The sequence below is a fragment of the Sphingomonas sp. genome, assembly GCF_036387535.1.
GTDB lineage: Bacteria > Pseudomonadota > Alphaproteobacteria > Sphingomonadales > Sphingomonadaceae > Sphingomonas_R.
On record NZ_DASVTO010000154.1, the window covers coordinates 35,574 to 49,562 of the forward strand.

Consider the following 13,989-nt stretch of genomic DNA (forward strand, 5'->3'; position numbering starts at 1 on the left):
TTCTCTGCCGCCCCCGGTAACGGAGGCAAAATTCCCATCAACGCGGGGAAGAGGTCTTCCCAATCCGGATGCTCGGCCTCGATCAGACCGAGCTTCCAGCCGCGTTGCCATTCTTCGATCCGTTTTTCCCGATCGCATCATCAACCCGATCGTGAATTTTCGGACCAGACCAAATTCCTGCAGTCATAGCGACTGGTGAAGCCTTCGATCGCACCGGTTCGATGCTGAAACAGACGCTTCACCAAGTCGCTTGTCACACCTGTCTAGAGCGTCCCGTTCCGGCCACTCGCCATGATGTAGACATAACCGCGTTTTTCCATGCCCCACTTCCGTCTTCCCGGCATGCGCCGGGATGACGGAAAAGAACCCTCAAGCCAGCGTCGCGTCGATCCCCCGGCACGCCACCAGCAATTCCCTCACGGCGTCGACCGACACCGCCAGGTTGGCCTTCGCCTCCTCGTCCAGCGTGATCTCCACGATCTTCTCGACGCCGCCCGCGCCGATCATCACCGGCACGCCGACATACAGGTCGTTCACGCCATATTGGCCGTCGACATAGGCGGCCGCCGGCAGGACCCGCTTCTGGTCGTACAGATAGGCCTCCGCCATCGCGATGCCGCTGGTCGCCGGCGCGTAATAGGCCGAACCCGTCTTCAACAGCGCGACGATCTCGCCGCCGCCGCCGCGAGTACGCTTGACGATCGCGTCGATCTTCTCCTGCGTCGACAGACCCATCGCGATCAGATCGGGGATCGGGATGCCGGAGATGGTGGAATAGCTGATCACCGGCACCATCGTGTCGCCGTGCCCGCCCAGCACGAAGCTGGTGACGTCCTTGACCGAAACCTTGAACTCGTCGGCCAGGAAATGGCTGAACCGCGAGGAGTCGAGCACGCCCGCCATCCCGACCACCATATGATGCGGCAGGCCGGAAAACTCGCGCAGCGCCCACACCATCGCATCCAGCGGGTTGGTGATGCAGATCACGAACGCCTCCGGTGCGTTGGCCTTGATGCCCTCGCCCACCGCCTTCATGACCTTCAGGTTGATGCCGAGCAGGTCGTCACGGCTCATGCCGGGCTTGCGCGCCACACCCGCGGTCACGATGATCACGTCGGCGCCGGCAATGTCGGCATAATCGTTCGATCCGATGATCGTCGCGTCAAAGCCTTCGACCGGGCCGCACTGCGACAGGTCGAGCGCCTTGCCCTGCGGCACACCTTCGGCGACGTCGAACAGCACGATATCGCCCAACCCCTTGAGCGCCGCGAGATGCGCGAGCGTGCCACCGATATTGCCAGCGCCGATCAGCGCGATCTTCTTCCGAGCCATGTGGACAGCTTCCTCGACCGTTCAAAAATCCGATTGGGGGAGTAGCAGCTGCAAGCGCCACGCGCACCCGTCGTTGCGGGGTCGCTTACCCGCCCAGGCCAAGGGGGGCAACCATCCACCGCCAGAAAAGCGTGCCCGGATATACACTGTCACATCGGCCGCCGCCGCTGTGCAATATCGGAGCCGTTGGCTATTCCGCGCCGTGCCCGGCGGCGAGATACGCCGCGGACTGCATCTCCATCAGCCGCGAAACGGTGCGCTCGAACTCGAACGCGCCGTCGCCGCTGGGGTACAGCGCGGCCGGGTCGGCGTCGGCCGCCGCCAGCAGCTTGACATGATGTTCATAGAGCGCGTCGACCAACAGCTTGAACCGCGCCGCCTCGTTGCGCTTTTCCGGCCCCAGCACCGGGATGCCGACCAGGATGACGGTGTGAAAACGGCGCGCGATCGCCAGATAGTCCGCGACGCCGCGGGCGTCCCCGCACAGCTTGGAAAAGGAGAACACGCCGACGCCCTTGATCGATTTCGGCACGCGCAACGTCCGCCCGCCCGGCACCGCCAGCTGCTCCGACGGCACATGCGCCCGGTCCTCGACCGGAAAGTCGGTCAGGCGAAAGAAGGCGCGGCTGAGCGCCTCGGTCGCCGCCGGGCCATTGGGCACATACCAGGTCGGAAAACCGCCCAGCCGTTCCAGCCGGTAATCGGTCGCGCCGTTCAACGGCAGCACGTCCAGCCGCGCCTCGATCAGCGCGATGAACGGCAGGAACAGCTGGCGATTGAGCCCGTCCTTGTAGAGATCGGACGGCGGCCGGTTCGACGTGGTGACCACCGTCACGCCGCGTTCGATCAACCCGGTGAACAGGCGCGACAGGATCGCCGCGTCCGCCATGTTGTTGACGACCATCTCGTCGAAACATAGCAGCCGCGCGCCCGCCGCGATGTCGTCCACCACCGGGGCGATGGGATCGCCCTTCTCGGCCGCGCGCTCGATCCGTAATCGGTCGTGCACCTCCAGCATGAACTCGTGGAAATGGACGCGCCGTTTCGGTGTCACCGCGACACACCCGCAGAACAGGTCCATCAGCATCGATTTGCCGCGACCGACGCCACCCCACATGTAGATGCCCCGCGGCGCCGGTGCCGGCTTGGCCCCGAACAACCGCCCCAGCAGACCCGGCGCCGCGGGAACCGCGGCCTCCAGCGCCGTTGCCAGGGCATCCAGCCGCGCCACCGTTCCGGCCTGATCGGGATCGGGCTTCAACTCGCCACCCGACAGCAGTTCGCGGTACCGCACCGCGACGCGGCTCACGCGGGTACGACCTTCACCTTGCGCAGCGTGCCGTCGAACGACGTCACGGTCACGCCGTCCTGCTCGATCATCCCGCGCAGGAACAGCATGCGTCCGGTTTCCCCGACCACCTCCACCAGCGCATCGACCGGCGATCCCGCGCGCGCCGGCCCGATGAAGGTGACGCCGGCCTGCAACGTCACGGCGCCGCCGCGTGGCAGGCGATCGACCGCCAGCAGCGCGCAGAACATCACCTGATCGACGAACGCCATCAGGAAACCGCCATGCACATTGTCGGAAATGTTCGACTGCGGCCGGCCGGTGGCGACCCGGCACCGCACCCGGTCACCTTCGACGCGAACCCGGATCGCACCGAAACTGTCCAGGAATCGACCCTGCGCCGCAGGGCGGAACAGCCGAAACCCCTCGTCATCGACGGCAGCATCCAGCACCAGCAGTTCATCCCCGCCCATGACGGGGCCGTCGCCGGCCTGCCCCTCGCGCACCGATCAGACCTGGCGTTCGACGACCATCTTCTTGACCTCGGCGATCGCCTTGGCCGGGTTCAACCCCTTCGGGCAGACATTGGCGCAGTTCATGATGGTGTGGCAGCGATAAAGCCGGAACGGATCTTCCAGTTCGTCCAGCCGCTCGCCGGTCATCTCGTCGCGGCTGTCGGCCAGCCAGCGATAGGCCTGCAACAGGATCGCCGGCCCCAGAAATTTGTCGCTGTTCCACCAGTAGGACGGGCAGGACGAGGAGCAGCAGGCGCACAGGATGCACTCGTACAACCCGTCGAGCTTGGCACGGTCCTCCGGCGTCTGCAACCGCTCCTTGCCCGACGGCGGCGGTGTCACCGTCTGCAGCCATGGCTTTATGGAGCTATATTGCGCGTAGAAATGCGTGAAATCGGGAACCAGATCCTTGATCACGTCCATGTGCGGCAACGGCGTGATCCGCACCTCGCCCTTCACATCCTCGATCGCGGTGGTGCAGGCCAGGCCGTTGCGCCCGTCGATGTTCATCGAACAGGATCCGCAGATCCCTTCGCGGCACGACCGACGGAACGTCAGGGTCGGGTCCTGCTCGCTCTTCATCTTGATCAGCGCGTCCAGCACCATCGGCCCGCACGTCGCGGTATCGACCTCGAAGATGTCATAACGCGGATTTTCACCCGATTCGGGATCGTAGCGATACACCTTGAACGGTTTGACCGCCGTGGCGTCGGGCGCGGCTTTGTGCACCTTGCCCTTCGGCTTGATCTTGCTGTTCTTGGGAAGCGCGAATTCGGCCATCGGGCGATCGTCCTTGTTTCTCTGGATCAGATAACGACCGAAGCCGCCTTTTTAAAGGCGAAATGCCGCACTGCGACAATCCGCCCTATCGGGCAGGGCGGATCTCGTCCTCCTGCCTGGCCCGCCCCGAAAACTCCGTGCGGCAAATGCGGGACGATCAGGCCAGCATTCCCATCGGCTTCTCCACCAGCCGCTTGAACGCGGCCATCAGTTGCGCGCCGACCGCGCCGTCGATCGCACGGTGATCGAAACTGCCGGTCGCGGTCATCACGGTCGCCACGGTCAGGTCCTTGCCCACCACATAGGGGCGGGGTTCGCCGGCGCCGACCGCCAGGATCATCGCCTGCGGCGGATTGATGACCGCGTCGAACTGCTTGATCCCGAACATGCCCAGGTTGGAAATGGAGGCGGTGCCGCCCTGATATTCCTCCGGCGCCAGCTTGCCGTCGCGCGCGCGGGCGGCCAGGTCCTTCGCCTCGGTCGCGATCCGTGACAGCGGCTTGTTCACGACGTCGGTGATCACCGGGGTGATCAGCCCGCCCGGAATCGCGACCGCCATCGAAATATCGGACCGGCCGAATTTGATCAGCGTATCGCCGGCAAACTGCACATTGGCATCCGGCACCTCGGCCAGCGCGGCGCCCAGCGCCTTGATCAGCAGATCATTGACCGACAGCTTGATCCCGCGCCCCTCCAGCCCGGCGTTCAGTTCGCCGCGCAGTTTCAGCAACGCATCCAGGTTGCAATCCACGGTCAGGTAGAAATGCGGTACGGTCTGCTTCGACTCGGCAAGCCGGCGCGCGATCGTCTTGCGCATGTTCGACAGCTTGATGGTTTCGGACGGCACGCCCGCGGGGGCCGCGGCCGGCGCCGGTGCGGGCTTCGCCTCCGCACCCTTCGCGGTCGGCGCGGGTGCGGCCTCCACCTTGACCGCGGCGGGCTTCGCCTGCGGCCCGGCCTCGACATCGGCCTTCACGATCCGGCCGTTCGGCCCCGACCCCTGGACCGCCGACAGGTCGACACCCTTCTGTTCGGCCAGCCGACGTGCCAACGGGCTCGCCTTGACCCGATCCCCCGCGGCCGCCCCGCCGGCCGGTGCGGCCGCTGCTACCGGCGTCGCGGATTTCGTCTCCTCCGCGGTCAAGGTCGGCGTATCGGTCGCGGGGCTCGCGCCATAGCCCTTTTCCGACACCGCAGGCGACTCGGCGGACGGTGCCGCCATCGGGGTGGCGGCGACCTCCGGCTTCGCTGCCGGCGCGGCGGACGCGTCCTCACCCTCTTCCGCGATGATCGCGATGACCGTGCCGACCTTCACGCCGTCCGCGCCCTCGGGCACCAGCAGCTGCACGATCACGCCTTCGTCGACCGCTTCGAACTCCATCGTCGCCTTGTCGGTCTCGATCTCGGCCAGCAGATCGCCCGACGTTACGGTATCGCCTTCCTTCACCAGCCATTTGGCCAGCGTGCCCTCTTCCATCGTGGGGGACAAAGCAGGCATTTTGAGCTCGATCGGCATCGGGAAACCTCTTGGGCAGACTATGCGCCCCCTTCTGCCATCGGGGGGGCTTGGGTCAAGGCCCGAGCCCTTGCGGACGCCGCGCCGATCGCGCACCAACGGCATCCGAACGAGGGGCAAGATGATGCGGACCTATCTGGTGGTGATCGACGAGAGCGTGGAGGCGCGGGTGGCGTTGCGCTTCGCTGCGCGCCGCGCCGCAAAGACCGGCGGCGGGATCGAGATCATGGCGCCGATCGCACCGCCCGAATTCGTGCAATGGGGTGCGGTGCAATCCGCGATGGAGGAGGAGGCGCGGATCCGGGTCGACGCCCTGATCGCGCAGGTCGCAGGCGAACTGATCGAGGAAACCGGGCTGCGGCCGTCGGTGACGGTGGTACAGGGCGAACCCGTCGCCTGCGTCCGCGATCGGTTGAAGCGGGAACCCACCATCGCCGCGCTGGTGCTGGGCGCCGCGATCGGCCCGGCGCCGGGCGTGCTCGTCACCCATTTCGCGGGGGCGGAGGCGGGCATGCTGCGTTGCCCGGTGATGATCGTTCCCGGATCGCTGGACGACGCCGCGATCGACCTGCTCAGCTGATCGGGATCAGATCGACCGGCGCCCGGCCGGCACTGTCCGCGTTTTGGTGCGAACCGTGCGCTTCGGAGCACGGCCGGGCACATACTCCTCGGTCACCGTCGTGGTGGTCACCGTCCCCGGCGTCGTGGTGGTCACGATCGTGCCGGGGGCATAGCCGCCGCGCCGCCCGCCATCGGTGACGCGGTCGTCCGACCAGTCCCGCCCCGCCGGGCCTGCGTCGCCACGGGCCCAGTCGATCCCGGAACGCACCGCGTCCACGCGCCCGTCCGGGCCGACCAGCACGGCATCCTCATAATAGCGTACCCAGCGACGCCCGATGCCCGGCACGCCCAGGCCCCAGCGCGGATAATCCCGGACGGCGAACGGTGGCGCGGTGAAATAGCTCGGCAATGTCCAGCCGGGATAGGGACGGACATACCGGCCGCGATAGGGCGGCGGCGGCGCGCGATCCTCCCGCACCCGCAGGTCCGATGCACGCGGGCCCGGTCCGCGTACGTCGGCACGGGGATCGGGACGCAGGTCGCGCACGCCGCGGGCTTCCGGCCCGGTCCAGCCCTGCCCGGTCCAGCCGCCACCCGCCGGGTTCAACGGAACATCGGGCACCGCGCCGTACCGGCCCGTCTGCGCGCCGGCCGCCCCGGATAGCAGCATCGCGAACATCGCCGCGCCGGCGCGGCGCCCCCATGTCCTGCTCATCATGTCCAATTCGCGCCCCTGCCGATGCTGCCTGCCCTGCGCGCTCCGCTTATCATGTCCGCCGGGGCGCCGCCACGCCGGCCGCGTCCCGAAACGGGCCAGGGTTCGGGCGGCGATGTTCAGGCGGCGATCCGCGGCGCCAGCATCGCCATCAACGCTTCGCACCCGGTCTGATCGGTCGCGTCGAAGCGGTCGGCGGTCGGGCTGTCCAGATCGAGCACGCCCAGCAGGCGCCCGTCCGCGATGATCGGCACCACCAGTTCCGACGCCGATGCCGCGTCGCAGGCGATATGCCCCGGAAAGGCATGGACGTCGGCGATCCGCTGCGTCGTCCGCGTCGCCGCCGCGGCCCCGCACACCCCCTTGCCGAATGCGATCCGGATGCACGCCGCCTTGCCCTGGAACGGCCCCAGCACCAGTTCGTCGACGCGCGCCGGATCGACCCGGTAAAATCCCGCCCAATTCAGGTCGGGCAGATATTCCCACAGCAAAGCGGCGGCATTCGCCATGTTGGCGATCGCATCGGGCTCGTCGGTCGTCAGCGCGTCCAGCGCCGCGGCCAGATCGCGGTACAGGGCCGCCTTGTCGCCGCCATCGGCCATGTCGAACTGATACATAAGCTGTGCCTGCTCCCGATCCGTCAGTCGTGCGATGGCCGGCCGCGATCGCGCTTGATCGCGCCGCGGATCGCCTTGCCATCCATCCGCTTGGTCTTGGCCGATCGACTTGGGCGCGTCTTGACCCGGCGGACGGGCCGCACCAGCGCCGTGGCGACCAGTTCGGCCAGGCGCGCGCGCGCGTCCGCGCGGTTCGCCTCCCGCGTGCGGTGGGTTCGTGCCATCACCACGATCTCTCCCGCGTCGGTCCAGCGGCTGCCCGCCAGTACCTTCAACCGCGCATAGGCATCGGGGTGCAGCCCCAGCGCATAGACATCCAGCCGCAATTGCACCGCGGTCGCCACCTTGTTCACATTCTGCCCGCCCGGCCCGGTCGCGGCCAGAAAGCGTTCGCTCAGCGCCTCTTCGGGCAGCGGCGGCGGCTCAGGCGGCGGCAAGGCCGTCCAGCCCCGGCGCGGTCCACCCGGCAAAGGCCGGCGGCAATGGCGACACCGCGTCGACCGCGGGCTTTCCCGCCCGCGGCACCGTGATCGTCCAGGCGTGCAACAGCATACCGGGGCCGCCCCGCCCGGCCTGTGCGCCATAGACCGGATCGCCGACGATCGGGATACCGAGGCCGGTCGCGGCATGAACCCGCAATTGATGCGTGCGCCCGGTCGTGGGCGTGAACAGGATCAGCGCGCGCCCATCGCGCACCGCCACCCGCCGCCACTGCGTCGACGCGGCCTTGCCCTTGCCCTTGCGCGCGTCGACCACCATCCGCCAGCCATCCTCACGCGTCGACACCTTGGCCAGCGGCAGCGCGATCTCGCCCGATTCGCCGTCCGGAACACCGTCCAGCACCGCCAGATAGCGTTTGACCACCGTCCCGGCCTCGAACGCGGCCTGAAACTGTTTATGCGCGCGCGGCGTGCGCGCCAGCAGCAGGCAGCCGGAGGTATCGCGATCCAGCCGGTGGACGATGGTCGGCCAGCGCTGGAACGTGAAGCGCAGGCTTTCCAGATGGTTTGCGACCGATATCGCGCCGTCGCGCGGTTCGTCGACCGGCAACCCCGCCGGCTTGTCGACCACGATCGCTTCGGCATCGATGAACAGGACATTATCGGACAGCATGCGCGGCCTATGACGGGGATGGGGACGGCGCGCAACCGCGGCACCATCCCGCGCCGTTCGTCGCATGCCCCGCACCGATCTTAAGAGAAACTACAGGAGTGATGCGCAAAAGGCACGGCGAACAGAGGTTTTTGAACGGCAGCTTAAGGTCGTCTTAACCTTTTGCGTTCATTCCAGCGATAGTTAATACATGGACGAACGCACGGCCGCCACGACCGGCACCGGCGAGCAGACAGGGATTGTCGACATGCGCGTGCTGCTGATCGAAGACGAGCCTACGACCGCCAAGGCGATCGAACTGATGCTGCATAGCGAAGGCTTCAACGTCTACGCGACCGATCTTGGCGAGGAAGGTCTCGATCTCGGCAAGCTGTATGACTACGACATCATCTGTCTCGACCTGAACCTGCCCGACATGCACGGCTACGACGTGCTGAAGAAGCTGCGCGTCGCCAAGGTGCAGACACCGGTGATGATCCTTTCGGGCATCGGTGAAATGGACTCCAAGGTCCGCGCGCTCGGTTTCGGCGCCGATGACTATATTACCAAGCCGTTCCACCGCGAGGAACTGATCGCCCGCATCCACGCGGTCGTCCGCCGGTCCAAGGGGCATAGCCAGTCGGTCATCCGCACCGGCAAGCTGGCGGTGAACCTGGATGCCAAGACGGTCGAGGTCGATGGCGCCCGCGTCCACCTGACCGGCAAGGAATATGCGATGCTGGAGCTGCTGTCGCTCCGCAAGGGCACCACGCTCACCAAGGAAATGTTCCTGAACCACCTCTATGGTGGCATGGACGAACCCGAACTGAAGATCATCGACGTCTTCATCTGCAAGCTGCGCAAGAAGTTGAGCCTGGCGTGCGGCGGGGACAATTATATCGAAACCGTGTGGGGCCGCGGCTATGTCCTGCGCGACCCGGAGGAAATGGGCATCGCGCAGGTCGCCTGACCCTCGCTGCGATGCGGTGACATGGCGCGGATCGGAACCGCGCGTTCAGTGGCGCAGGTCGCCCGGTCCGGCCCCTCCGGTCGCCGGCGCGTCCAGCATGCTCATCGTCACGACGAACAGTAACAAGCCTTTCGAATCCGTCACCTCGACCCGGTATTCGCCATGCGGCCACAGCATGTCCGGCCGGTCGCTCAACGTCGCCGCCAGGTAGCGGACCGCCTCGATCCGCGCGTGGATCAGGTCGGGCAGGTCGACCCCGTCCGGATCGGCATCGATCGATCCGTCGGCCAGGTTGAAATGATAATGGGGCATGGCTGCAATCCTTTCCATGGCCGGTCCGCGATCCGCTTGGTCCCGTCTCTACCGTCAAAACCCCGCTTCCGTTCCCGACCGGCACCGGCCGCCGCGCGAAATAAAGGCGCGCGATTCCCAACCTGAGTTAGGAACTTGCGGCAGGATGTGCGATTGGATGCCTCCGCATGTTCGGAAGGATCGGTCATGGCGCACTGGAACGAACCGCCCCCCCCGCAAACGCCGATCACCATCACGATCACGGACGGCCTGGTCAGCGCGAGCGGCCCGGATCTGGCCGCGGTGCAGATGACGCCCCAGGTCGCCATCGCGACCGGCATCCGCCTGATCGAGGCCGCCGCCCAGGCGCAGGGCCAGAGCGACGTCTCCGCCAGCCGCGGGTTGCGCGATCAGGCCTGATCTGCGGGGGCTGCGCTGCCATCCCCGCCTGCGATCGGTGTGTCGCGGCGCAATCGCACCTCCTGCGGCGGGGTTTCCAGGTGGATGCCGGCCGCGGAGAAGCGGGCGATCATCTCGAACAGGACCGCGCTGCGCGTCGGATAGGCGGCCCGCGGGCCCGCGACATAGGCGAAGCTCTGCATCTTGACCTGCCCGCCGGCCAGATCGTCGATGAACACCACCGGTTCCGGATCCTTCAACACACCGGGGTGATCGGCATAGATTTCCAGCAGGATCGTTCGGGCTGCCGCGACGTCGCTGCCGATCGGCACCGCGAACACGATCTGCATCCGCCCGATCGGATCGGCCAGCGTCATGTTGCGGATCGTCTTGGTGATCAGTTCGGAATTGGGGACGATCAGCGTCGACCGGTCCGCGATCTGGATTTCGGTCGCGCGCACGCTGATCCGCCGGACGTCGCCCTCCTGATCGCCGATGCGGACCAGATCGCCGATCTTGACCGGTCGTTCCGCCAACAGGATCAGGCCGGATACGAAGTTCTGCGTGATCGCCTGCAGACCGAAACCGATGCCGACCGACAGCGCGGACAGCACCAGCGCGATCCGCTCCATCCCGATGCCCAGCGACGCCAGCGACCACACCACCGCCAGGATGATCCCGGCATAGCGCACCATCGTCGCCACCGAATTGCGCGCGCCGGCGTCCAGCGCGGTCGCCGGCAGGTAGCGTGTTTCCAGCCAGCGCCCGACCGCACGCATTGCCGCCAATGCGGCCAGCAATACCGCCAGCGCGCGCAGGATCGCGCCGGGCGCGATCGTCACCTGACCCACCGTGATCCCGTTCGCGGCATCGGTCAGGCGGTCGACCATCGATGTCAGGTCCGACTGGAACCCGACCAGCACGGACGCCAGCGCCAGCATCACCAGAACCAGCCGCAGCAATGCCGACAGCAGCACGCCCATCTGGTCGATCGTAGCGCCGCGCAGGCCGATCCCGGATCGCGCCGCCCGCCCGAACCGGCTGTCGGACGAGAAGATCGTGGTCACGATATCGTCGGTGCCGGCCAGCAACAGCGTCACCGCGCCCGCCACCACCGCGATCCACACCGTTTCCCGCATCAGGAACAGCGCGAACGGGACATAGCCGAACAGGGCCCCCACCACCGCGACCGCCACCGCGGTCCAGGCGGTTAGCAGCACCAGCGTGATCGCGGCGCGGTGCGGCGACTCGGTTTCGGCCCCCGCGCCGCCCGCCTGCTCGGCATCCCGCGCCGCCCGCAACCGCGCGATCGTGACCAGCACCGCGATGATCAGCAGCGCATAGGCAAGCGCGACGGCCCCCTCACCCGCCACCCGGGCCGACGTCGACACGGCCAGAACACGATTGGCCGCCAGCAGCATCGTCGCCACCAGCGTGATCAGCCCGACTGCCCAGCTATGCGGACGCAGCGCGGTCGCGGCATCGTCGCTGATCGGCAACAGCCGCCAGCTCGGCTGCCGCCGCAGCAACAGACTGCCGCCCAGCGAGATCATGAAGGCGGCGATCGTGCTGCCGAACAGGAAATATCCCGCCAACGTGTCCGCACGCGGGCTGAGCGCGCCGGCCCAGCGCAGCCCCTGCACCACCGCAGTCGCCGCCAGCGCGTTGCTGAGCGTTCCGACCAGCAGGAACCACAGGGCCAGGCCGGTGCGCCGCGCCCGGCTGCCGGGTGCGCTGTTGATCGCATAGCGCCGGCCTGCCCGTCGCAGCCAGATCCGGATCGGGAAGGCGAGCAGCACCGCCAGCCCGACACCGACCAGCATCATCCAGGCATTGCCGCCGCGCGCCGCGCGCCAGAATGTCCGCCCCACCTCATCCGCGAACCGCCCGACCCGCCGGCCGTCGCGCGGCAGATCGCGCCAGATGTCGGCCCACAGGGCGGGGCTGAGCGGTGACGCTACCCGCGCCGACACGCGTTCGCCAAATTGTTCGGCACGCGCATCCACGATCTCGTCGGACAGCTGCGTCGCTTCGACCGACAACAGCCGGCCACGTTTGATCGCGCCGTCGATTGCGCCGCGCGCCGTGGCCAGGACCCGCCGTTGCGCCGCGATATCGGGTGCCTCCGCCGCCGCCGGTTTCGGCCCCAGTTCCGCGATACGTGCATCCACCAGCGCCAGTTCGGGCGTCAGCTGCGCGACCGCATCGTCGGCCAGCCCCTTCACGATCACCGCACGGTCGCGCAGGCTGGCCTGGACCTCGTTGGTCGCGGAAGCGTCGAACGCCTGATCGATCCGCCGCAATTCGGCCGCCGCGGTGGTCAGCGTCGCTTCGGCGGCGTCGGTGCGGCTTGTCACCTGTGCGGCGACGGGGGTGGACAGGGTCAGCAGAAGAAGGAGAAGCCAGCGCATGACCGTGCGCTCTAGCCGTTCGGGCCGCGCGGTTGAAGTGTGGGCAGGCGCGTTTAGCGCGCGCCGTCGTTCCACAGCAGCACCCTGACCGTCTGCAACAGGATCAACAGGTCCAGGAACGGGGTGTAATTCTTCGCATAATAAAGATCATATTCCAGCTTGTGACGCGCATCGTCCAGGCTGGCGCCATAGGGATAATTGATCTGCGCCCAGCCGGTAATACCCGGCTTCATCATGTGGCGCTCCGCATAGAAGGGCAGTTTCGACTCCAGGTCGGTCACGAACTGCTGGCGTTCCGGGCGCGGCCCGACGAAGCTCATGTCGCCGGTCAGCACGGTCCACACCTGCGGCAGTTCGTCGACGCGCGCCTTGCGGATGATGCGGCCGACGCGCGTGATCCGCGGATCGTCCTTCTCCGCCCAGATCGCCTGCCCGGCCACCTCGGCATCGACCCGCATCGATCGCAGTTTCAGGATCGAGAATTCGACGCCGTACAGACCGACTCGCTTCTGCCGATAGAAGGCCGGCCCGCGGCTTTCCAGCTTGATGGCGATCGCGAACAGCAGGATCAGGGGTGCGGCGAGGATCAGCAGCGCCAGGCTGACGATCAGGTCGAAGATCCGCTTCGCGAATTTCGACAGCATCTGCCCGGATGAAAATCCGTCCGAGAAGATCAGCCACGACGGATTGACGCTGTCCAGGTCGACCCGCCCCGTCTCGCGCTCGAAAAAGCTCGACAGTTCGTTGACATGCACGCCCGTCGTCTTGATCCGCAACAGATCGGCCAGCGGCAGCGCGTTGCGACGCTCGTCCAGCGCCAGCACGACTTCGCTGGCATTCAGGTTGACGACATGCTCCGCCAGGCTTTCGATCGCATCGCGGTGGATCGACGAGGTGATCCGCGGCGGATCCTGGGTCATGCCGATATAGCCGACGACCAGGAAACTGGCGCCCGGCAGCTTCGACAGTTCGCGAATCCGCTCTGCCCGCCGGCCTGCGCCCAGCACCATGATCCGCCGCTTGAACGCATGCCCGCCGATCATGCCGCCGAACAGCGCGCGAAACAGCATCAGCGCCAGAAACGCGACACCGGTCGCATAGACGGAATTGGACCGCCACAGCACCAGACCGGGCGTCAGAAAGAACAGCAATGCCAGGAAGATCAGCCCCAGCACCATGGCGACCAGCAGCCGCGCCGCCGCAAACCGCATCGATTGCAGCGCGTCGGTGCCATAGGCGCCGACCGCCAGCATCGCCAGTTGCAGCGCGCCCGCCAGGCTGAGCAATTGCGCCATCCGGTTTTGGATCGGTTCTACCCGCGACCCCAGCTGCCAGATCCGCAACACCCAGCCGGCTTCGGCACAGGCAACCAGCAACCCGAATTCCAGAACCGCCAGCAACAGCACCGCATAAGGCACATAATGTTTGAACAGCCTGATCACATGCCTTGTCCGTTCCCGGCCGCTTCGGTATCCGATCGCTCCTGCACCAAGTTTCCGAAC

At 66.9% G+C, this 13,989-nt stretch carries 15 protein-coding genes; 3 read left to right on the forward strand and 12 right to left on the reverse strand.

Features of this window, described 5'->3' with window-relative positions; genetic code table 11:
- Window positions 1-369 precede the first annotated feature (369 nt).
- The 5 genes from mdh to VF649_RS14250 form a co-directional block, all read right to left on the reverse strand.
- Window positions 370-1,332 carry a malate dehydrogenase gene (gene mdh, locus VF649_RS14230; protein ID WP_331012620.1) on the reverse strand — a complete coding sequence of 321 codons (963 nt, stop codon included), beginning with the start codon at window positions 1,330-1,332 and terminating at the stop codon, window positions 370-372.
- 190 nt (window positions 1,333-1,522) lie between these two features.
- Window positions 1,523-2,641: a cell division protein ZapE gene (gene zapE, locus VF649_RS14235; protein WP_331012621.1), complete on the reverse strand. Its 1,119-nt coding sequence runs from the start codon at window positions 2,639-2,641 to the stop codon at window positions 1,523-1,525.
- Window positions 2,638-3,126, reverse strand: coding sequence for a PaaI family thioesterase (locus VF649_RS14240; protein WP_331012622.1), 489 nt, complete (start codon window positions 3,124-3,126; stop codon window positions 2,638-2,640). The genes zapE and VF649_RS14240 overlap by 4 nt, the downstream gene beginning before the upstream one ends.
- A gap of 3 nt (window positions 3,127-3,129) precedes the next feature.
- On the reverse strand, window positions 3,130-3,915 hold the full coding sequence (locus VF649_RS14245) for a succinate dehydrogenase iron-sulfur subunit (protein WP_331012623.1): 786 nt from the start codon (window positions 3,913-3,915) through the stop codon (window positions 3,130-3,132).
- 157 nt (window positions 3,916-4,072) lie between these two features.
- The gene (locus tag VF649_RS14250; protein WP_331012624.1) at window positions 4,073-5,431 is read right to left on the reverse strand and encodes a pyruvate dehydrogenase complex dihydrolipoamide acetyltransferase; all 1,359 of its coding nucleotides are present in this window, start codon (window positions 5,429-5,431) and stop codon (window positions 4,073-4,075) included.
- 124 nt (window positions 5,432-5,555) lie between these two features.
- Here VF649_RS14250 and VF649_RS14255 point away from each other — a divergent pair, with 124 nt between their 5' ends.
- Window positions 5,556-6,011 (forward strand): universal stress protein, encoded by a 456-nt coding sequence (locus VF649_RS14255; protein WP_331012625.1) that lies wholly within the window; start codon window positions 5,556-5,558, stop codon window positions 6,009-6,011.
- A gap of 6 nt (window positions 6,012-6,017) precedes the next feature.
- Here the strand turns inward: VF649_RS14255 and VF649_RS14260 are convergent, their stop codons facing one another.
- The 4 genes from VF649_RS14260 to VF649_RS14275 all read right to left on the reverse strand — a co-directional run bounded on the left by VF649_RS14260 (window position 6,018) and on the right by VF649_RS14275 (window position 8,437).
- On the reverse strand, window positions 6,018-6,707 hold the full coding sequence (locus tag VF649_RS14260) for an RcnB family protein (RefSeq protein ID WP_331012626.1): 690 nt from the start codon (window positions 6,705-6,707) through the stop codon (window positions 6,018-6,020).
- 119 nt (window positions 6,708-6,826) lie between these two features.
- Window positions 6,827-7,324: a GAF domain-containing protein gene (locus VF649_RS14265; protein ID WP_331012627.1), complete on the reverse strand. Its 498-nt coding sequence runs from the start codon at window positions 7,322-7,324 to the stop codon at window positions 6,827-6,829.
- A 23-nt stretch (window positions 7,325-7,347) separates the two neighbouring features.
- Window positions 7,348-7,761: an alternative ribosome rescue aminoacyl-tRNA hydrolase ArfB gene (gene arfB, locus VF649_RS14270; RefSeq protein ID WP_331012628.1), complete on the reverse strand. Its 414-nt coding sequence runs from the start codon at window positions 7,759-7,761 to the stop codon at window positions 7,348-7,350.
- The gene (locus VF649_RS14275; RefSeq protein ID WP_331012629.1) at window positions 7,748-8,437 is read right to left on the reverse strand and encodes an RluA family pseudouridine synthase; all 690 of its coding nucleotides are present in this window, start codon (window positions 8,435-8,437) and stop codon (window positions 7,748-7,750) included. Before VF649_RS14275 ends, arfB begins: the two co-directional genes overlap by 14 nt.
- A 247-nt stretch (window positions 8,438-8,684) precedes the next feature.
- Here VF649_RS14275 and ctrA point away from each other — a divergent pair, with 247 nt between their 5' ends.
- On the forward strand, window positions 8,685-9,386 hold the full coding sequence (gene ctrA / locus VF649_RS14280; RefSeq protein WP_331012658.1) for a response regulator transcription factor CtrA: 702 nt from the start codon (window positions 8,685-8,687) through the stop codon (window positions 9,384-9,386).
- A 45-nt stretch (window positions 9,387-9,431) separates the two neighbouring features.
- Here ctrA and VF649_RS14285 read toward each other — a convergent pair whose 3' ends face one another.
- The gene (locus VF649_RS14285; RefSeq protein WP_331012630.1) at window positions 9,432-9,698 is read right to left on the reverse strand and encodes a DUF6894 family protein; all 267 of its coding nucleotides are present in this window, start codon (window positions 9,696-9,698) and stop codon (window positions 9,432-9,434) included.
- Between the two features lie 186 nt (window positions 9,699-9,884).
- On the opposite strand from VF649_RS14285, the gene VF649_RS14290 reads away from it, so the two are divergent.
- Window positions 9,885-10,097, forward strand: a complete 213-nt coding sequence (locus VF649_RS14290) for a hypothetical protein (RefSeq protein ID WP_331012631.1) — start codon at window positions 9,885-9,887, stop codon at window positions 10,095-10,097.
- On the opposite strand, the gene VF649_RS14295 is transcribed toward VF649_RS14290, so the two are convergent.
- Window positions 10,088-12,487, reverse strand: a complete 2,400-nt coding sequence (locus tag VF649_RS14295; RefSeq protein WP_331012632.1) for a DUF3772 domain-containing protein — start codon at window positions 12,485-12,487, stop codon at window positions 10,088-10,090. The two genes, VF649_RS14290 and VF649_RS14295, sit on opposite strands and share 10 nt — an antisense overlap.
- 53 nt (window positions 12,488-12,540) lie before the next feature.
- Window positions 12,541-13,929 (reverse strand): TIGR03013 family XrtA/PEP-CTERM system glycosyltransferase, encoded by a 1,389-nt coding sequence (locus tag VF649_RS14300; RefSeq protein ID WP_331012633.1) that lies wholly within the window; start codon window positions 13,927-13,929, stop codon window positions 12,541-12,543.
- Window positions 13,930-13,989 lie beyond the last annotated feature (60 nt).